General features: G+C 67.9%; 17 protein-coding genes. 12 read left to right on the top strand and 5 right to left on the bottom strand.

Annotated elements, in window-relative coordinates:
* The first annotated feature begins 108 nt into the window (after nt 1–108).
* Nucleotides 109–1878 carry a motility associated factor glycosyltransferase family protein gene (locus K6142_RS04390; protein WP_190245965.1) on the top strand — a complete coding sequence of 590 codons (1770 nt, stop codon included), beginning with the start codon at nt 109–111 and terminating at the stop codon, nt 1876–1878.
* A gap of 34 nt (nt 1879–1912) precedes the next feature.
* Entirely contained in the window at nt 1913–2215 is a 303-nt protein-coding gene (locus K6142_RS04385; RefSeq protein ID WP_190245966.1) for an MTH1187 family thiamine-binding protein, read from the top strand.
* A gap of 193 nt (nt 2216–2408) precedes the next feature.
* On the opposite strand, the gene K6142_RS04380 is transcribed toward K6142_RS04385, so the two are convergent.
* Nucleotides 2409–3884 (bottom strand): MATE family efflux transporter, encoded by a 1476-nt coding sequence (locus tag K6142_RS04380; RefSeq protein ID WP_223290475.1) that lies wholly within the window; start codon nt 3882–3884, stop codon nt 2409–2411.
* 262 nt (nt 3885–4146) lie between these two features.
* On the opposite strand from K6142_RS04380, the gene K6142_RS04375 reads away from it, so the two are divergent.
* Nucleotides 4147–4764 (top strand): phosphatase PAP2 family protein, encoded by a 618-nt coding sequence (locus K6142_RS04375; RefSeq protein ID WP_190245968.1) that lies wholly within the window; start codon nt 4147–4149, stop codon nt 4762–4764.
* Nucleotides 4761–6983 carry an ArnT family glycosyltransferase gene (locus K6142_RS04370; protein WP_223380759.1) on the top strand — a complete coding sequence of 741 codons (2223 nt, stop codon included), beginning with the start codon at nt 4761–4763 and terminating at the stop codon, nt 6981–6983. Before K6142_RS04375 ends, K6142_RS04370 begins: the two co-directional genes overlap by 4 nt.
* A gap of 142 nt (nt 6984–7125) precedes the next feature.
* Here K6142_RS04370 and K6142_RS04365 read toward each other — a convergent pair whose 3' ends face one another.
* From K6142_RS04365 to rpmB, 4 genes are all read right to left on the bottom strand, one after another.
* Nucleotides 7126–8244 carry a rhomboid family intramembrane serine protease gene (locus K6142_RS04365; RefSeq protein ID WP_223380758.1) on the bottom strand — a complete coding sequence of 373 codons (1119 nt, stop codon included), beginning with the start codon at nt 8242–8244 and terminating at the stop codon, nt 7126–7128.
* A 45-nt stretch (nt 8245–8289) separates the two neighbouring features.
* Complete coding sequence (locus tag K6142_RS04360; protein ID WP_190244534.1) at nt 8290–9111, bottom strand: FxsA family protein; 822 nt, start codon at nt 9109–9111, stop codon at nt 8290–8292.
* 331 nt (nt 9112–9442) lie between these two features.
* Nucleotides 9443–10501 carry a DMT family transporter gene (locus K6142_RS04355; protein ID WP_190244533.1) on the bottom strand — a complete coding sequence of 353 codons (1059 nt, stop codon included), beginning with the start codon at nt 10499–10501 and terminating at the stop codon, nt 9443–9445.
* A 147-nt stretch (nt 10502–10648) separates the two neighbouring features.
* Nucleotides 10649–10858: a 50S ribosomal protein L28 gene (gene rpmB, locus K6142_RS04350; RefSeq protein WP_015946721.1), complete on the bottom strand. Its 210-nt coding sequence runs from the start codon at nt 10856–10858 to the stop codon at nt 10649–10651.
* 241 nt (nt 10859–11099) lie between these two features.
* On the opposite strand from rpmB, the gene K6142_RS04345 reads away from it, so the two are divergent.
* The 8 genes from K6142_RS04345 (at nt 11100) to glyA (ending at nt 18446) form a co-directional block, all read left to right on the top strand.
* On the top strand, nt 11100–11711 hold the full coding sequence (locus K6142_RS04345) for a YceD family protein (protein WP_190244532.1): 612 nt from the start codon (nt 11100–11102) through the stop codon (nt 11709–11711).
* Between the two features lie 45 nt (nt 11712–11756).
* Nucleotides 11757–11936, top strand: coding sequence for a 50S ribosomal protein L32 (gene rpmF, locus K6142_RS04340; protein ID WP_007527626.1), 180 nt, complete (start codon nt 11757–11759; stop codon nt 11934–11936).
* Nucleotides 11929–12969 (top strand): phosphate acyltransferase PlsX, encoded by a 1041-nt coding sequence (gene plsX / locus K6142_RS04335; RefSeq protein ID WP_190244531.1) that lies wholly within the window; start codon nt 11929–11931, stop codon nt 12967–12969. The genes rpmF and plsX overlap by 8 nt, the downstream gene beginning before the upstream one ends.
* A gap of 154 nt (nt 12970–13123) precedes the next feature.
* Complete coding sequence (locus K6142_RS04330; protein ID WP_190244530.1) at nt 13124–14116, top strand: beta-ketoacyl-ACP synthase III; 993 nt, start codon at nt 13124–13126, stop codon at nt 14114–14116.
* Between the two features lie 134 nt (nt 14117–14250).
* The gene (gene fabG, locus K6142_RS04325) at nt 14251–14994 is read left to right on the top strand and encodes a 3-oxoacyl-[acyl-carrier-protein] reductase (protein ID WP_015946717.1); all 744 of its coding nucleotides are present in this window, start codon (nt 14251–14253) and stop codon (nt 14992–14994) included.
* A 185-nt stretch (nt 14995–15179) separates the two neighbouring features.
* Nucleotides 15180–15410: an acyl carrier protein gene (gene acpP, locus K6142_RS04320; RefSeq protein ID WP_015946716.1), complete on the top strand. Its 231-nt coding sequence runs from the start codon at nt 15180–15182 to the stop codon at nt 15408–15410.
* A gap of 179 nt (nt 15411–15589) precedes the next feature.
* Nucleotides 15590–16837, top strand: coding sequence for a beta-ketoacyl-ACP synthase II (gene fabF / locus K6142_RS04315; protein ID WP_190244529.1), 1248 nt, complete (start codon nt 15590–15592; stop codon nt 16835–16837).
* A 370-nt stretch (nt 16838–17207) separates the two neighbouring features.
* Nucleotides 17208–18446, top strand: a complete 1239-nt coding sequence (gene glyA / locus K6142_RS04310) for a serine hydroxymethyltransferase (RefSeq protein ID WP_190244528.1) — start codon at nt 17208–17210, stop codon at nt 18444–18446.
* Nucleotides 18447–18749 lie beyond the last annotated feature (303 nt).

Genomic DNA, 18749 nt, shown 5'->3' with positions numbered 1-18749 from the left:
TTCGCGCACCGCGCCGAGGGGGCGGCCTGTTTCCCGGCCTTGCCCGCCGCACTCCCGCCACCCGCCCGCAGACCATTCGTGCGGCATGCATCATGCATGGGCAGGCCCATGAACCACACCCAATTCCTCGCCGACAACACCAAGGCCCTGACCGCCGCGCAGCCCCAGGTGGCCGCGTGGCTGGCCGCAAACGCTCCCGCGCCCGAGGCGCTGGCCCCCCGCCTGCGCCTGAACCGCTGGAACATGCTGGACGTCGAACTGGAGGATGGTCGTCGGTTGTTTGACGCCTTTCCGCCCCAGTTCGCCTACAGGTCATGGCCCCCCACGGAGCAGGCGGAGCGTTCGGCCACCATCATCGTGGGCGCCAACCTGGGCTACGGCATCAACCACATGCTGGAACAGACGCCGCCCCGCCACCGTCTGCTGGTGGTGGAACCAGACCCGGCCATGCTCAGCCTGTGCCTGGGGCTAACGGATTACCGTCCGTTCATCGAATCGGGCAGGCTGACCTTCGTGGCGCCGCAGTTCGACGCCCTGGTGGCCGCCGTGCGCGGCTGCGACAAGCAGTTCCTGTTCGGGCGCATCCTGTTGCAGGCCGACCTGCCCAGCCAGCAGATCGGCCCCGCCTACGCCCACTGGACCCGCATCTGCCGCGAGCAGCTGGACGCCCTGTCGGTGGAGCTTTCCACCCTGCGCCGCGCCCAGGACGTGATGGTGGGCAACGAGCTTTCCAACTTCCGCCGCGCCCTTGCCGACGGCGACATGAAGTCGCTGCGCGGCGCGCTGGACGGCCTGCCCGCCGTCGTCGCGGGCGCCGGGCCTTCGCTGGCCGCATCGGCCCCCGCCGTGGCCCGGCTGTCCCATCGCGCGCTGGTCACGGCGGCGCTGCAAACCTTGCCCGCCATGCAGGCCGTGGGCATCCGGCCCGACCTTGCCCTGTGCATCGACTACAGCGACGGCATTTCTCGCGTGTACGACCGGCTGGACCCGGAATGGGCGCGCCACGTGCCGCTGATCTATTCCACCAAGGTCCAGCCCGAAGTGGTGCGCCGCTACCCCGGCCCCACCCTGCCGCTGTGGACCGTGGGCGGCATGGCCACCTTCATCGCGGGCAAGGACGACCTGGTGCTGGACGCGGCGGGCAACGTCAGCGTGGCCCTGCTGCGCCTGCTGCACTGGATGGGCGCGGGACGCATGGTGCTGGCCGGGCAGGACTTCGGCTGGCGGGGCGAGGCATCGCACGCCGCCGGGCACCATGCCGCCGCCATCACCGTGGGCACGCTGGACCTGCCGGGCCGCGACGGGCCGGTGCGCTCCACCCTGCCCTACGCCACGGCCCTGCGCGACATGGAACAGGACATCCGCACCCTGCAACTGGACGTGGTGAACCTGTACGGCGGCGGGGCGCTGATCCGGGGCGCGCGGGACATCGCGCCAGACGACCTTGACCGCGAATTGCCGCCCCCGGCGGATGGCGGCAACGCGAGCGGTGACGCCGACATTCTGGCCGGGTTCCGCCAGCGCCTTGATGCGGCCATGACCCCGTGCGAGCAGCCCCTGTTCGCCCCGCGCCTGCCACAGTGGCGCACCTCGCTGCGCAATGCCCAGAAGCGGCTGGAAACGCTGTTCCGCAAGCCGGAACGCCACGGCGCGGAAATCGTCGAAATGCTGGGCCGGGTACACTTTTTCCTGCGGCAGGACCCCATCTGCACGCCGTACCTGTACAACGAGATCATGGACGTTTCCGGGCTGGTGCACGGGCGCGACCGTTTCGGCCTGCCGCAGATGACGGAATTCCGGCAGATCGCCCGGCGGGTGCTGGACAAGATCCGGCGCATCGACGAAGTGATGACCAACGCGGGCCGACAAGCCGCATGACGCCCGGCAAAACGATGGCCCGCACGGAGGCATCATGAGCGTTCTCGCCGAAATCGCCGTCTTTCCCATGGACAAGGGGGCCAGCGTCAGCCAATGGGTGGCCCGCGTGCTGTCGGTCATCCAGGAAAGCGGCCTGCCGTACCAGCTTGGTCCCATGGGCACCACCATCGAGGGCGGACGGGCCGAGGTCATGCAGGTGGCCGACCGGTGCCTGGCCGCGCTGGAAGCGGACTGCGACCGGGTATACATGACCCTGAAGGTGGACCTGCGCAAAGGCCCCGTGGGCCGCATGGCGGGCAAGGTGGCCTCGGTGGAGGCAAGGCTGTCCGAAAGCTGAAGGGCAACGAACGAAATCGGCCATAGTGAACGACAACGGCCGCGCGGTGACTGCCGCGCGGCCGTTTTGCTTCGTATCTTCCGGCCATCACATGCCCTGCCGGAAAAGGGGAAAGGTATGGGGCCTGTTGCCCCCCATGCCGCCCCGGATCGAATCAGATATTATCTACCGAGTCAGGCCGAGTCAGGCCGAATCAGGCCTTTCCGCCGTCTTCGGGGCCGACAGACCCATCGGGCCCATCGGGCCCATCGGTCCCATCGGGCAGTGGGTGCGCCGTCTCCACCAGCCGCAGCCGCTTCCACGCACCGCGCCGAAAGCGCAGCCACGACACCACGGCCAGCAGCATGATGAACGCGGTGAAGGCCACCCACAGCGTGTTCAGGGTCATCAGGCCCGAGGCGCGCAGGGCCAGCGTGGGCAGCACCAGCCAGACCACGCAGCCCAGCAGCACGTTCCACATGACGAACCAGGTGTCGCCCGCGCCCTTCAGCGCGCCGGTGTACACGATGGTCACTGCGTCCAGCAGGCAGTACACCGCCACGAAGCGCAGCAGCACCACGCCCATGGCGCGGATTTCCGCCTTCTGGGCCAGCACGGCGGGATCCTGCGCGCCGCCGCTCAGGAACAGGTCGTACAGCGGCCCCGGCGTGCAGAAGAAGAACAGCGAAAGCAGCAGCATCCAGGCCATGGCCACGTGCAGGGTACTGGACGTCACCCGTTCGGCGGCGGCGGGGTTGCCCTTGCCCATGGCCTGCCCCACCATGCTGCCCACGGCGATGTTCATGCCCATCATGGGCAGAAAGGCCACCATGTTGATGGAAAAGGTGATGTTGGTGGCGGCCAGGGCCGTTTCGCCCAGTTCGCCCACCAGGAACACGAACCACGTCACCGAAAACAGTTCGGCAAAGCCGTTGATGCCGCTGGGCAGGCCGTAGCGGGCCATGCGCAGGAACAGCTCCCGCTCGAAGCCGCGTCCGCTCCAGACCCGGAAGCACCGCTCGTTGCGCCGGGTGAACACCATGCCCCCCAACAGCAGCGAAGTGACGGCCCAACTGAGGATCATGGACAGCCCCGCACCTGCTATGCCCATTTCGGGCAGCCCCCACGCACCGTAAATCAGCGCGTAGTCCAGCGGAATGTGCACGGCCATGGCCGCGAAGTTGGCCAGCATCACGGGCCGGGTGCGCCCCTGCCCGGAAAAGAAGCCGCCAAGGCAGCTGTTGCCCAGGGCCAGCACCGACCCCAGAGCCAGCATGCGGAAGTAGGCCACCTCTCCCGCCTGCACGGCGGGCAGATGCCCGGCAAAGGCGAAGATGGCGGGCGCCGCGAACCACAGCAGGGCAAGACACCCACCGAAGAAGAAGGCCATCAGCAGCCCCTGCCACAGCGCCACCCCCACCCGGTGCGGCGCGCCGGAACCGATGTACTGGGCGATGAACACCCCGGCATAGCCCGTAATGCCCATGCAGGTGAGCAGAAACAGCAGATGCACCACCGCAGCCGGCGTGGCCGCCGCGATGGCCTCCACCGAATAGTGGCTCAGGAACAGCCGGTCGGTGAACTCCATGACCGTGGTGGAGGCCATGCCCGCCACCAGCGGCAGACTGACGCCGAGCACCTCGCGGTACCCGCCCGGCGCGCTCCAGCGTCCGGCTACGGCAGTCTTCATTTTCGACAACATCCCATCCTCCATGACGTACGGTCCGCATTGCGGAAAAGCTGTACCAAGTACCCCAGGGGAACAGTGGCGTCAAGGCACCCCGGCCACGCGACACGGTACGTCGCGCCCCGGCAGGGCGAGGAAGTGCGTTTCCTCGGCATGCCGCACGGTTCGGAGCCATGCCTGCCCGGGCGTGCCACCCCGGCGTCGGCGCGCGGCGTGGCACGCCCGCACCCTTCCCTTCACTGCGGATTCGCCCTATAAGGCGCTGATGCGTCAGCCATACCCCCTCGCGCACCATTTGCTGTGCACACTGCCGCTGCTGGCGCTGCTTGCGATATCCACCGTGTGCCTCGGCACCGGGGACGAGGTGACCGCCTACTGGCGGGCGTGGCGACAGGCCAACCCCGATACGGCCAACATCGTGCAGGTGCTGACCGACTGGGGCAACCCGGCCCTGTACGCGGTCTACGGAGCGTTGTTCTGGCGGGCCCGCCGCCGCCACGACCCGCGCACCGTGCGCTTCGTCCTGACCTACGTGGTCGTGCAACTGCTGATTTCATTCCTGCTCGTGCGGGTGATCAAGATCACCGTCGGGCGCACCCGGCCCGGCGTGGCGGGGCCGTGGGTGCCGTTTTCTTTCGACGGGCCGCATAATTCGATGCCCTCGGGCCACACGGCGGAAATCGCCGGGGCCTGCCCGCCGCTGGCCATGCGCTGGAAGCGCACGGCCCTCTCTCTGGCCCTTGGCGGGTATGTGGCCGCCGTGGGCTATTCGCGGGTGCTGCTGGGGCAGCACCACGTCAGCGACATATTGGCGGGGCTTCTGCTGGGCAGCCTTGCCGCCTTCGTCATACACCGCATCACCAACAGGACCGCCCCCCTATGACCGATCCGAAGACCGAAACCGCCGCCTCCCAATCCAAGGCCGCCGCTTCTCCGGAAACGCCGCAGACCCCGCCCGGCGCCGCCGCCAGCGGCACGGGTTCCGGGGACGGCAAACCTGCCGGTTCCTGTCCGCCCCCGCAGGCCGGGGCGCGGCCCAGGGGGATCCTGGCCCGCCTGTACGACCTGCTGGCCCTGTTCCCGCTGTTGCCGCTCACCCTCATCTACGCGGCGCAGACGGCCTTCACCCTGGATGCGCGATCCCTGTGGTTTTCGGACGAAATCCGCCACGGCAACGTCTATGAAACCATGCTGGCCACCGGCCAGTGGCTGGTGCCGCACCTGAACGGCATCCCCTACCCCGACAAGCCGCCCGTATATTTCTGGTTCCTCGGCCTGCTGGACGCCATCCCCGGCGTGGACGGGCCCATGGTCTTCCAGTTGGGGGCCGCCGTATCCGGCCTGCTGGTGCTGTGGGCCACCTATGCCCTGGCCCGCCTGGTGGCCGGGTGCGACAAGCGCGAATCGTTCGCGGCGGGGCTGGTGCTGCTGTGCGGCATGTACTTCATGGGCGTGACCCACTACGCCCGCATGGACCTGCTGTTCGCTGCGGTCATCACCCTGGCCCACATCTGCATGTACCGGGGCCTGCGCCTGCCGCTGGCCTTCCGCTGGGTAATCCCGGCCTTTGCCCTGGCCGCCGTGGCCACCCTGATCAAGGGGCCGTTCGGCCTGGCCTTTCCGCTGCTGGCCGGTCTGGCCTACGGGCTGTGGCGCGGCATGCCCCGCCGCCTGAACCGCATGGACGTGGCCATCGGCGGCGGCATCATGCTGGCCACCCTGCTGGCCTGGGTGGGCGCGGTGTGGTTCGAAGGCTACGCCGACCTCATCCGCAACATCATGCGCCACCAGATCGTGGACCGCGCCACCGCCGCCTGGCACCACGAACAGCCGTGGTGGCACTACCTGGCCACCCTGCCCGTCGCGTGGCTGCCGTTTACCCTGGTGCTGCCGTTCCTGCCGTGGGGCCGGGCCTTCTCCCCCGCGTCCATGCGCACCGTGCTGGCCACCCGCAAGGGCCAGGGCGACGGCATGGCCTACATCTGGCTGGCGCTGGTCACCTCGTTCGCCCTGCTGACCGCCGTCAGCATCAAGATCGTCATCTACCTGCTGCCGCTGTTCCCGCTGCTGGCCGTGGTCACCGCCCGCGCCCTGCTGCGGCTGAACGGGTTCGGCAGCCGCATGTACTTCGGCCTGACGGCCCTGGTGCTGTTCGTGCTGGCGCTGGGCCTGGGGGCCGCATCGCTGTGGCAGTGGGCGCCGGACATGGTCCGCGTGCGCTTCCAGCCGCAGGTACTGGCCCTGCTCGACATCGCGCGCGGCGCGCCCATCTTGGCGGGCATCACTCTGGTGTTTGCCGTGCTGCTGTGGAAGGCCGTGGACCGCAGCCGTCCCGAAGGCGGCCTGCTGACCCTTGCCGCCTTCGTCACCGCGCTCGTCGTGCCCGCCGCCCTGTTCACCGCGCCCTCGCTGGACCCGGTCATGAGCCCGCGCGCCCAGGCCGAGCTGATGGGCGAGTACATCCGCAAGGGGTACCACCCGGTGAGTTACAAGGTGTACTCCGGCACCTACACCTATTACGCGGGGGCCAACATCGAGGAACTTTCCGACGAGGACTCGCTGCGCGCCGCCATGGCGGTGTTCCCGCAGGTGGTGGTGGCCATGCGCGCCGACCGCTTCGCCGAATGGGCCGACAAGCCCGCCGACCTGCGCGAGGTGCACCGCCAGTGGATCGTGGACCGCGAGTACGTGCTGGCGGAACGTTCCGGCCCCATGCAGCCCGCGCAGCCCGCCCAATCTGACGGCACGACGACGCCCGCCCCCGGCGGCGACGGGTCCGCCCCCGCCGTTACCGGCGATCAGGCCCCGGCCCCCGATGCACCGGCCCTGCCGCAGCCCGCGCCCGCCGAGGGCAACGGTACCGCCCCCGCCGCGCACCAACCCGCGCTACCTGCTCAGCCTGCCCAGCCGGCCCAACCCGTGCAGCCGGGTCAGCATCCCGCAACGCCGGAGGCCCCCGCGGTGCCCCTGCCCGGCCCGCAGCCGCAGGACAACGCCCCGGCAACGCCCCAGCCCGTGCCGGTGCCCACCCCGCCCCCGCCGCCGCCCGGCGTGGGCGCCACGGACACCCCGACCGCCCCGTCCACGGCGCAGGCCCAATAGCCGGAACACGCCGAACGCCGACAAGAGAACAACGCAAGACTGCCGTGGAGGCGACTCCACGGCAGTCTTGCGTTGCGGGAATGTCCTGTTCTGGTGGCAAGGCGCACCGCCACCCCCCATCCTGCCCCGTCAGGCGGACAGGTTACCGCAGCGCCAGCATCCAGCATCCGGCCAGCAACGCAGCGCAGGCAGTGCCCGCCAGCCATTCCAGCCAGCGGGGCGGCGGACCGAGCCATTCACGCAGCCCCTGCGCCGCCATGCCCACCGCCACACCCGCCACCAGGCCGAACAGGTGCGCGCCAAGGTCGGTGCGTTCCCCCTCGCTGCCCAGCATGCCCAGAATGGCCAGCCCCGCGGCCAGCGGCACCACCATGCGCCGCCAGCCGCTCCAGCCGCCCTCCACCGCCAGCAGCCCGGACAGCACGCCCACCGCGCCGAACAGCGCCGTGGAAAAGCCCAGGCTGACGTGCGAGGCCGGGCGCGCCAGCGCGTTCAGCACGTTGCCGCCAGCGCCCGCCAGAATGGTCAGCAGCCATCCGGGGCCGCTGCCCACGCGGCGGCACAGGGGAATCAGAAAAAAACTGCCGAACAGGATGTTGCCGAACAGGTGCGGGCTGTCGGCGTGCAGGGTCAGCGCCGTGACCACCCGGTACCACTGCCCGCGCGCCACGGTGTAATAGACGTCCATGGCCCCGGCATCGCGCCATACGTCGGGGTCCAGGTCGGGCAGGGGCAGATGCATGTCCCACCACCAGCCCATGCGCACCCCGTGCCACAGGGCCAGCAGCAGCAGGCCCAGCAGGGTCAGGTGCACGTTGGCGCGCAGTGGGGCGGGGGGCGGAGCGGGCGGGCGGGCACGGGCGGCGGCGTCCTCGCCCTCGGCAGCCAGCAATTCCTGCCGGGCCAGCCGCTCGTACAGCGCGGGCACGAAGAAGTGCTGGCGCTCGCCCCGTCGCACGGCCATGAACGGAATGTTGCGCGCCTCGAGCACCAGTCGCCAGCGCGGCAGGCACTGCGCGGTACACGAGGGCAGCTGCGGCAACGGCGCGGGCAGCGCCGCGTTTTGTGCCGGGGGAACGGGTACGGTCAGGTCGCGCCAGCCCGGGGGCAGCACGGGCCTGCGGCGCAGGGCCGCCGCCACGTGTTCAGGCCGCGCGCCCAGCCCGGAGGCCATGGCGGAACGCCCGGCCAGGGCCGAAGCGCCGCCGGAGCGCACCTGCCGGGGGCGGCGGAAGCGGTCTGATCCGTTGGGGGGTGCCATGGACGATGCGGCAACCGTGAATGGGAGGGACCGGAGCCGGATGCGCTAGCGCGCGCCCGAACCGCCGGATGCTCCATCCGAAAAATCACCGGATGCCCCATCCGAAATATCACCGGACGGGCCGCCAGCCTTGCCCGGCTTGCCGAGGCCATTGGCCGGACCGGAGGGCCCCACCGGACCGGAGGGCTCCGCCGGACCGGAAGGCTCCACCGGTTCGCAGTCGATGACCACGGTGCGGCGGGGCTCCTGCCGCGCGTTATGGCCGCTGCCCGCGCCCCCCCCATGGTCCGGGCCATAGGGGTGGGGGCCGCTGCCGCCGGACCCATCGGGGCCAGCAAGCCCGTCCAGCACATCCGGGCCATTTGGGCCATTTGGGCCATTTGGGCCATCTGCATTAGGGCCGAACATGGGCCCGCCGCCACCGAAGGTTTCTGTGTGCCGCGCCCCGCCGGGGCCGAAATACCAGGTGCGCACGTGCACCGACGACCCGCCCGCGCGGCCTTCCGCCTGAATGGTGGCGTTCATGTGCCGCCGCAGCAGATGCGCGGCCAGCCTGCGTACCGGGGGCAGCAGCAGGAGAATCCCGAACACGTCGGACACGAAGCCGGGAAAGACCATCAGCAGGCCAGCCAGCAGCAGGAACAGCCCGTCCAGCATCTCGTCGGCGGGCAGCACGCCCTGGGCCAGGTTTTGCTGGATGCGCGCCAGCGTGCCCATGCCCTGGGTACGGGCCAGCCACACCCCGACCATGGCGAACAGGATGACCAGCAACACGGCGTTGAACGCCCCGATGCGCGCGCCCACCTCCACCAGCACGTAGAACTCCAGAAAGGGAACCAGCAAAAGGACAAGACCAAGACGGGGCATGGGGGCTCCGGGATGGTTGCGGTGGGAACGGTGCGCCGGGTACGCGGGGGATGCCCGTGGTGTCGCCACCGGGCATGGAAGGCGCGGGAAACGGGGACGAAGAGGCGGCGCGCAACGGCATGGCCGCGACGTTGCGGCCACTGCGGCCCGATTGCCCGTGGCCGCGCATGCCGCGTATGCCTATTCTGTGAAGATAGTCACGGAAGGGCCGGGCGGCAAGACGTATCCCGCCGGAAAAATGCGGGGAATGGGGACGCCGCGTCAGGGAGGCATTGCATCTGTGCCGTGTGGCCCCTGCCGCAGGGGCTTGCGGCACCGGAAGGTGTCGCCGTCAGGCCGCCAGCACCACAAGGGCGGCTCCGGCGGCCATCAGCGCCGCACCGGGCAATCTGCCGTCGCGGGAGGGGCGCCCCCCAGTGCCCGAATCAGCCCGACAGAGCGAACTGGACGAATTGGGCGAACTGCGTAAACTAGGGGAACCGGGAGAACTGGCCGCACCAACAGGACCGGGCAGTCCAGCCGAACCAGTCGTACGTCCCCGGCGGGCGCTGCTCCATCTTTCGGACAGCCGGTCGAAGAGCACGGCAAACACCCCGTCCAGCCGCTTCACCGCGATCATGTTGGCGGCCGTGGTCAGGCTCATGGCCGTAAAGTGCGCGTACGCGGCCAGAAACAGCACCGCGCCCATGGCCGCGCCCCGCAACGGCCTGTCCACGAGCATGCGCGGGCGCACCCCGCCGAACACCATCAGCGCCGCCAGCATGGCCGGGCCGTAGATGGCGAAGAACACCCCGCCCGCCACGGCAGGCGTGGCGTACAACACCATCTGGCGGTTCAGCACGCTGCCCAGCCCCCACAGCAGGGCCACCCCCAGCATGATCCGCGCGCCGGGCTCTGCCATCAGGGTACGGAAGGGGCGCAGCAGCCGGGTCATGACGCCGCTGTCGCCATCTTCGTCATGCCCCGGATCATGGGTTTCCGCCCCGCCCGCGTTCAGCACCCAGCTGCCCGCCACCACCAGCAGCACCCCGGCCAGGCCCGCCGGGCGCGGGGCAACCCCCAGCAGCAGGTATTCGTGCGCCACCACGAAAACAGGCGAAAAGCACAGGTAGGGCACCGTGCGCGACACGGGCGCCAGGCGCACCGCCCACGCCGTGAGCAGGTGCCCGGCCATGTTCACCGGCACGGCGGCAAGGGTGGCCAGCCAGAACGGCGCGGGCAGGTCGGGCACGCCGCGCGCGGCCAGCAGCGCCAGAAACGGCGGCAGGCTCCAGAATACCGGATAGGCCACCATGCGGGCCGGGGGCAGGTCACCGGCAAGGCGGCGCAGCAGGGTGGCGTCCAGCGCGGCCAGCACGGCCGCCAGCAGGGCGGGAAGCGTCCAGGACATGGCCTACCCTACCCCGCACCGCCACCGGCGGAAAGCACCCCGCGCAGGATGGGCGGCGACATTTGCGTGACGCCGCGCCCGGAACAACAACGCCAAAAAGCCCCGGCGGAAACCACCGGGGCTTTTGAACGCTCGGATCGGAAAGCCTTAGGCGACCTTGCGGACGGCGGGCTTCACCACAGCGCCGGAGCGCAGGCAACGGGTGCAGACGCTGAGGGTCTTCACTTCGCCGTTGGGGTACTGGTGGCGGACGCTCTGCAGGTTCGGCTCGAACCGACGCTTGGTCTTGATGTTCGAGTGGCTCACATGGTGGCCGACCTGGGCCTTCTTGCCGCACACATCGCACTGCTTGGACATGACTTTCCTCCGTATATGTGCAAAGTTCGCGTGGTCGTTCTGGTGTGCCGCCGGTGGCGTTCTGCCGCCGGGGCGCCGCGCGGGGCGGGCGTCGACCGATGTGCCGGGCACGTTCCGGACGCATTCTGGATGTTTGCCGCCGCGAGAGATGGGAGTCTTATACCGCCGCCCTGAAAAACGCAACCCCTTTCTTGACAGCCCGAAGGGTTCGCATGTAGTAATCGCTGCTCGCGAGGTAGCCATGCACCAGATTTGGATTCCGCTCAAGGACATTCCGGCGGGCGGCGGCGAGTACGAGGTTGACGACCAGTCTGTCTGGCAGGGTCCCATCGCCGAGTTTTCACTGCCGTTCACCATCATCGAACCGCTGCGCGGCTCGGTATTCCTGCTGCCGCAGGACGACGGCTGCCTTGTGCGCGGCAGGCTCACGGGGCGCATCAGCGCGCCGTGCGACCGCTGCGCGGAACCGGCGGAGATGGCCATCGACCAGTCCTTCGACAGCTTCGAGCCGTTTCCGGCCCAGCAGTCCGCCCAGCCCCATGCGCAGGACGACCAGCGCAAGCACGGCAAGGCGGCCCCGGCAGAGCCTGAAACGGACGACGATTTCGAGGATGTGGACGCTGCCGTCATCCGCCTATCCCCTTCCGGGCAGGGCGTTGAAATAAGCCTGTCCGGCCTGCTGTGGGAAGAATTTCTGCTGGCCCTGCCGACGAAGCCGCTGTGCTCCACCGGCTGCAAGGGCCTGTGCCCGTCGTGCGGAAGCAACCTGAATGTTGCCGCCTGCTCCTGCAAGAGCGAAGATGGCGACCCCAGGCTTGCCGCCCTGCGCGGCCTTACCATAGAAAAGAAGTAGCACAACCCCCGCCGCCCTCGGCGGGACATCCAGGAGAGGAACGCCATGGCCGTTCAGCAGAACAAGAAGTCCAAGTCCAAGAAGGGTATGCGCCGTTCGCACGATCGCGTGGCCGTCCCCACCATCGTGTACTGCGCCTGCGGCGAGCCCACCGTTCCGCATCGCGCCTGCCCGAGCTGCGGCACCTACAAGGGCCGTCAGGTGGTCGCTCAGCCTAATGAATAACGCGACCATCATCGCCGTGGATGCCATGGGGGGGGATTTCGGCCCCTCCGTGGTGGTCCCCGGCGCGATCGAGGCGGCGCGCGACAAGGGAATCGCCCTTCTGCTGGTCGGCGACCAGGCGAAGGTGCAGGCCGAACTGGCCAGGATTCCCCTTGACGGCGTCGCCTATGACGTTGTCCACGCCAGCGAAGTCGCGGGCATGGACGAAAAGCCTTCGGACATCCTGCGCCGCCGCAAGGATGCCTCCATCCAGGTGGCCTGCCGCCTGGTGCGAGACGGCCAGGCCCACGGCATCGTCAGCGCCGGGCATTCCGGCGCCACCGTGGCCTGCGGCATGTTCATCATGGGCCGCATTCCCGGCGTGGACCGGCCCGCGCTTGCCACCATCATGCCCACGGAAAAGAACCCCATCGTCCTGCTGGACGTGGGGGCCAACGTGGACTGCAAGCCGCACCACCTGTTCCAGTTCGGCCTCATGGCCGACGCCTTCGCGCGCGACCTCTTGTCGTGCGAGTCGCCGCGCATCGGCCTTCTGAGCATCGGCGAAGAAGAAGGCAAGGGCAACACCCAGGTCAAGGAAGCCTACGAACTGTTCAAGCTGGCTCATAACGGCATCAACTTCGTGGGCAACGTGGAAGGCCGCGACATTTTCAGCGGCGACGTGGACGTGGTGGTCTGCGACGGCTTTGTGGGCAACGTGGCGCTGAAGTTGAGCGAAGGGCTCAGCACTTCGCTGGGTCGCGTGCTGAAGCGCGAACTGCTCTCCGGCCTGTTGCCCAAGATCGGCACCCTGCTCGCCAAATCCGCCTTCCGCCGCTTTGCCCAGTTCGTGGACTATGCCGAATACGGCGGCGCCCCCCTGCTCGGCTTGCAGGGCATCGCCTTCGTCTGTCACGGCAAGTCCAACTCCAAGGCCGTATGCAACGCCGTGAAGCTGGCCGCCACCTTCGTGGAAAAGAAGACCAACGAACGCCTCGTCAAGGCCATCAGCGCCAACGAGGAGCTCACCCGCTACGGCAAGGCCATCAAATAGGGCGCCTCCAGAAACGTTCCCCGGTGCCGGGCGGCGAAACACGGTTTCGCCCCCACCGCAGGAACGTTTTCCGCAGGCGTTCCTGACCATGAAAGGCCTTGGCACCCCCCACCCTGCACCTGCGGCGCCCCGCGCGCCGACCGGAATCAGCCACATGACAGCATCGCGCGATATTGCCTGCCGGGTCAGGGGGTTTGGTGCGTACACCCCCGTGGACGTGCTGACCAACTTCGACCTTGAGAAATTCGTGGAGACCACCGACGAGTGGATCACCACCCGTACCGGCATCCGGCAGCGCCACCGCCTGGCCGAAGGCCAGAACGCCTCCGACGCCGCGACGGAAGCCGCCCGTATGGCCCTGGCCGACGCGGGCATGGAGCCGGGCGAGATCACCCACGTCATCAACGCCACCTGCACGCCCGACTACCTGTGCCCCAACACCGCCTGCCTCGTGGAGGCCAAGCTGGGCATCATGGGCGCCATGGCCTTCGATTTCAACGCGGCCTGCTCGGGCTACGTGTACGGCCTGTCCATGGCGCGCGCCATCGTGGCCGCCCAGCCCGAGGCCCGCGTGCTGCTGACCGCCACCGAGGCGCTGACCCGCCGCCTGAACTGGGCCGACCGCACCACCTGCGTGCTGTTCGGCGACGGTGCGGGCGCGTCGGTGATTACCGCCGAAGGCGAAGGCGCCCTGCTGGAAGACGTGCTCTGCGCGTCGGACGGCAACCTGGGCGGCCTGCTGACCATCGGCGGCGGCACCCACACCCCCTACGCCAAGGGCGACCCGGTGGGCGAAGACTTCTTCGTGCAGATGAATGGCCGCGACGTGTTCAAGCACGCCGTGCGCAACATGGCCGCCATCAGCCAGGACGTGCTGGCCCGCAACGGCCTGACCATCGACGACGTGGCTCTGGTCATCCCGCACCAGGCCAACCTGCGCATCATAGAGGCCGTGGGCGATCGCCTGGGCGTGCCCGCCGGGCGCGTGTTCGTGAACCTGCACGAGTTCGGCAACACCTCTGCGGCGTCCGTGCCGCTGGCCATTGCCGACGCGCGGGCCAAGGGCGTGCTGCGCCCCGGCATGCGCGTGCTGCTGGCCACGTTCGGGGGTGGGTTTACCTGGGGTGCCGCCCTGCTGCATTTCTAGGCGCAAGGACTGTGGGACTCCTGAAGAGAGTCAGAACCGCCCCTCAGGGCACCCCGAAACGGGCCAATTGAAGTCGCACTGTCTTTGCGGTATAAGGCGGTGCCCTTTGCAACCCGCAACATGAGAAAGGCCGAATGAGCGAACTCACTTCCACCGCGCTGGTCACCGGGGGCTCCCGGGGCATCGGCAAGGCCGTGGCGGAAACCCTGGCCCGCGAGGGCTTTCAGGTCTACCTTACCTACGTGAGCAAGCCCGAGGAAGCCGAAGCCGTGGCCGCGGGCATCAACGCCGCGGGCGGTTCGGCGCGGGCCTTCCGGCTGGACGTTTCCGACGCCGCCGCCGTGGCCGCGTTCTTTCAGGAAGAAATCCGGGAAAAGGTCACCCTGGACGTGCTCGTGAACAACGCGGGCATCACCAAGGACGGGCTTATCCTGCGCATGAAGGACGACGACTTCGACCGCGTGCTGGACGTCAACCTTTCCGGCGCGTTCACCTGCCTGCGCGAGGCCGCCAAGCTGATGACCAGGCAGCGCAAGGGCCGCATCGTCAACATCACCTCGGTGGTGGGGCAGATGGGCAATGCCGGGCAGGTCAACTATTCCGCCGCCAAGGCGGGCCTGATCGGCATGACCAAGTCTGCCGCCAAGGAACTTGCCGGACGCAACGTCACGGTCAACGCCGTGGCACCCGGTTTCATCGAAACGGACATGACCGCGAAGCTCACCGACGAGGTTCGCGCGGCATATATCGAAGCCATCCCGCTCCGGCGCCTGGGCCAGCCCCAGGACATCGCCGATGCCGTGGCCTTTCTGGCTTCCGATAAGGCGGGCTACATCACCGGGCAGGTCATTGCCGTCAACGGCGGCATGTACTGCTAGGATTGCCCGCCATAGGAATGAAGGGACAGCTCGCGGGGATTTGCCAGCAAATCCCCGCCACGGAATGCTTGCAGGCAGGCGTTGCCAGCCGTACAACAGGCATCCCGGATGAAACGGCTTGTGCAGAACGCCGCGTACGCAGCACCGACCGGCACCGAAACGAGAAAAACAGCATTGGAGGGACCATGTCCGTTGAAGAAAAGATCAGCAAGATCATCATGGATCAGCTTGGCGTGTCCGCCGAGGAAGTGAAGCCCGAAGCCTCCTTCGTGGAAGACCTTGGCGCCGACTCGCTCGACCTGACCGAACTGATAATGGCCATGGAAGAGGAATTCGGCATCGAAATCGACGACGATGATGCCCAGAAGATCCTCAAGGTCCAGGACGCCATCGCCTACATCAAGAACAAGCAGTAGGGCCTGTTCTTCACGCAACGAAGATCGCATGCGGGCGTCTTATGACGAGGTCATAAGACGCTCTCGCGCTTTTCCTCCGCACGGCCGGAACCACGCCGACGGCGCGCAACCGCTCGCCATCGTTCCACATCCATCCCGTTTGCGCGGGTTCGGCCCACTACCGCCAAGAGGTACACTTAATGACCGGAAAGCGTGTCGTCGTGACCGGCCTTGCGGCCATCACCCCCCTTGGTAACGACCTTGCGACAAGCTGGGAGAATCTGGTGGCCGGAAAGTCCGGCATCGGGCCCATCACCCACTTCGACGCTTCGGAGTACACCTCGCGCATCGCCGGCGAGGTCAAGGGCTTCGACCCAGAGAAGTACATCCCGGCCAAGCAGGCCAAGCGCATGGACCGCTTCGTCCAGTTCGCGGTGGCCACCGGCAAGATGCTCGTCGAGCATTCCGGCCTCGTCATCGACGATTCCAACGCCCACCGCGTGGGCGTGCTGCTGGGCGTGGGCCTTGGCGGGCTGCAAACCATCGAGGTCTTCCATTCCAAGCTCGTCGAATCCGGGCCCAACCGCGTCTCGCCGTTCATGATCCCCATGCTGATCTCCAACATGGCGCCGGGCCAGGTCTCCATCTTCACCGGGGCCAAGGGGCCCAACCTGGTCACCACCAGCGCCTGCGCGTCGGGCCAGCATGCCATCGGCTACGCCTACACCGACATCGTCATGGGCCGCTGCGACGCGGTCATCACCGGCGGCGTGGAAGCCACCATCACGCCCATGGGCGTTTCCGGCTTCACCGCGCTGAAGGCGCTGTCCACCGCCAGCAACGACAACCCGGCCAAGGCGTCGCGCCCGTTCGACAAGGACCGCGACGGCTTCGTCATCGGTGAAGGCTCCGGCTTCCTGATGCTGGAATCGTTGGAATCGGCGCAGGCGCGCGGCGCGACCATCTACGCCGAAGTGGTGGGCTACGGCGCCTCCGGCGACGCCTATCACATGACCGCCCCGCACGAGGACGGCCTGGGCATGGCGCAGGCCATGCGCGCCGCCATCGACGAGGCGGGCATCCGCCCCGAGGACGTGGACCACATCAACGCCCACGCCACCTCGACGCACCTCAACGACCTGTGCGAAACCAAGGCCATCAAGAAGGTGTTCGGCGACCATGCCAAGAACATCCGCATCACGGCCAACAAGTCCATGACCGGGCACCTGCTGGGCGCCGCGGGCGGGATGGAAGGCGTGTTCAGCGTCATGGCGCTGCACGCCGGCATCATCCCCGGCACCATCAACCGCGAAACGCCCGACCCGGAATGCGACCTGAACTACATGGCGGACGGCTCGGAAAACTACCAGCCCGAATACGTGCTGTGCAATTCGTTCGGCTTCGGCGGGACGAACTGCTGCATGCTGTACAAGCGCTGGAAGGGGTAACCGCGCAAACGCACGTATCGCGGTCGGTTACGTCGTCAAAAAGCCTTTTTGCTCCAGTCGAATACCGAAGAGCGCGCTGCGGTCGCCATCCGTAAGGTTCGAAGACTCACCTAACGGCTGCCGCACACTTCTTCCGCAAAAAGGCTTTTTTCCTCGTCCCCGCCTCGCGCTCCGCACGTTTGCAGTCCTGCCTGACATCGGACACTGTCCGAACCCGCTTGCCTGAACGGGGGTGCAGGGGGCTTGGCCCCCTGCCCGCCGGAGGCTTGCAGAACATCTCCCGCCCCAACCGGACACGGGAGAACGATATTTCCAGAGGTCGCGCGGCATACCGACGCCGCGCGACCACAACCATTCACGGAGGCGAACCATGGACGAACTGCTGATTCAAGACCCGGAAGTGGGTCGCGCGGTCACTCTTGAAATCGAACGTCAGACCGGCAAACTCGAACTCATCGCGTCCGAGAACTTCGTCTCCGCCGCCGTCCGCCAGGCCCAGGGCAGCGTACTGACCCACAAGTACGCCGAAGGCTACCCCGGCAAGCGTTACTACGGCGGCTGCGAATTCGTGGACATCGCGGAAAACCTGGCCATCGACCGGGCCAAGGCCATCTTCGGCTGCGGCTACGCCAACGTGCAGCCCCATTCCGGCAGCCAGGCCAACATGGGCGTGTACTTCGCCTGCCTGAAGCCGGGCGACACCATCCTGGGCATGAATCTTTCGCACGGCGGTCACCTGACCCACGGCAGCCCGGTGAACTTTTCCGGCCGCCTGTACAACGTGGTGTTCTACGGCGTGAAGAAGGAAACCGGCTACATCGACTACGACGAAGTGGCCGCCCTTTCCCGCGAGCACAAGCCCGCCCTGATCGTGGCCGGTGCCAGCGCCTACCCGCGCACCATCGACTTTGCCCGCTTCCGCGCCATTGCCGACGAGGTTGGCGCCAAGCTGATGGTGGACATGGCCCACATCGCGGGCCTGGTGGCCACCGGCCTGCATCCCACGCCCATCGGGCAGGCCCACTTCACCACCACCACCACCCACAAGACCCTGCGCGGCCCGCGCGGCGGCATGATCCTGTCCGACGAGGACAACGCCAAGACCCTGAACAGCCAGATATTCCCCGGCATTCAGGGCGGCCCGCTGATGCACGTCATCGCGGCCAAGGCGGTGGCCTTCGGCGAGGCGCTGCGCCCCACCTTTGCCGACTACCAGAAGCAGGTGGTGAAGAACGCCGTCACGCTGGCCGGTTGCCTGACCGCCGCCGGGTACGACCTGGTTTCCGGCGGCACCGACAACCACCTGATGCTCATGGACCTGACGTCCAAGGACATCACCGGCAAGGACGCCGAGCACGCGCTGGACAAGGCGGGCATGACCGCCAACAAGAACACCGTGCCCTTCGAGACCCGCTCGCCCTTCGTGACCTCCGGCGTGCGCCTGGGCACCCCCGCCCTGACCACGCGCGGCATGAAGGAAGCGGAAATGGAAAAGGTGGCCGCCTGGATCGTGGACGCCCTTGCCAACGTGAACAACGAGACCCGCCTTGCGGCCATCAGCCGCGAAGTGGAAGTCTTCGCGCGGCAGTTCCCGCTGTTCGCCTGGTAGGCCCCGCGACAGCGCCATCGACGATCTGACGACACCGGGGCGGACAACCGCCCCGGTGTTTGACACGGCTCACTTCCCGTTTTTTACCCGAGCACGGCACTTCCACCATTCTTCCACGCGGTGGGGCTGCCGGGCGAGGTGTCGGCACAAGAAGGATTCTTGGACCCTGCCGAGGAAGGACGCCTTTGCATGACGGAACGTACGCTTGCCGTACGCGACGGCATGGAAAAGGCTGCCTGACGCAGGCACGGGCCAAAAGGCACCTTGTGGCGTCACCGTGCATACCCCAGCCGCAGAGGTACC

Source organism: Nitratidesulfovibrio sp. SRB-5, assembly GCF_019931275.1.
Taxonomy (GTDB): domain Bacteria; phylum Desulfobacterota; class Desulfovibrionia; order Desulfovibrionales; family Desulfovibrionaceae; genus Cupidesulfovibrio.
This window is presented reverse-complemented; position numbering and strand designations above follow the sequence as displayed.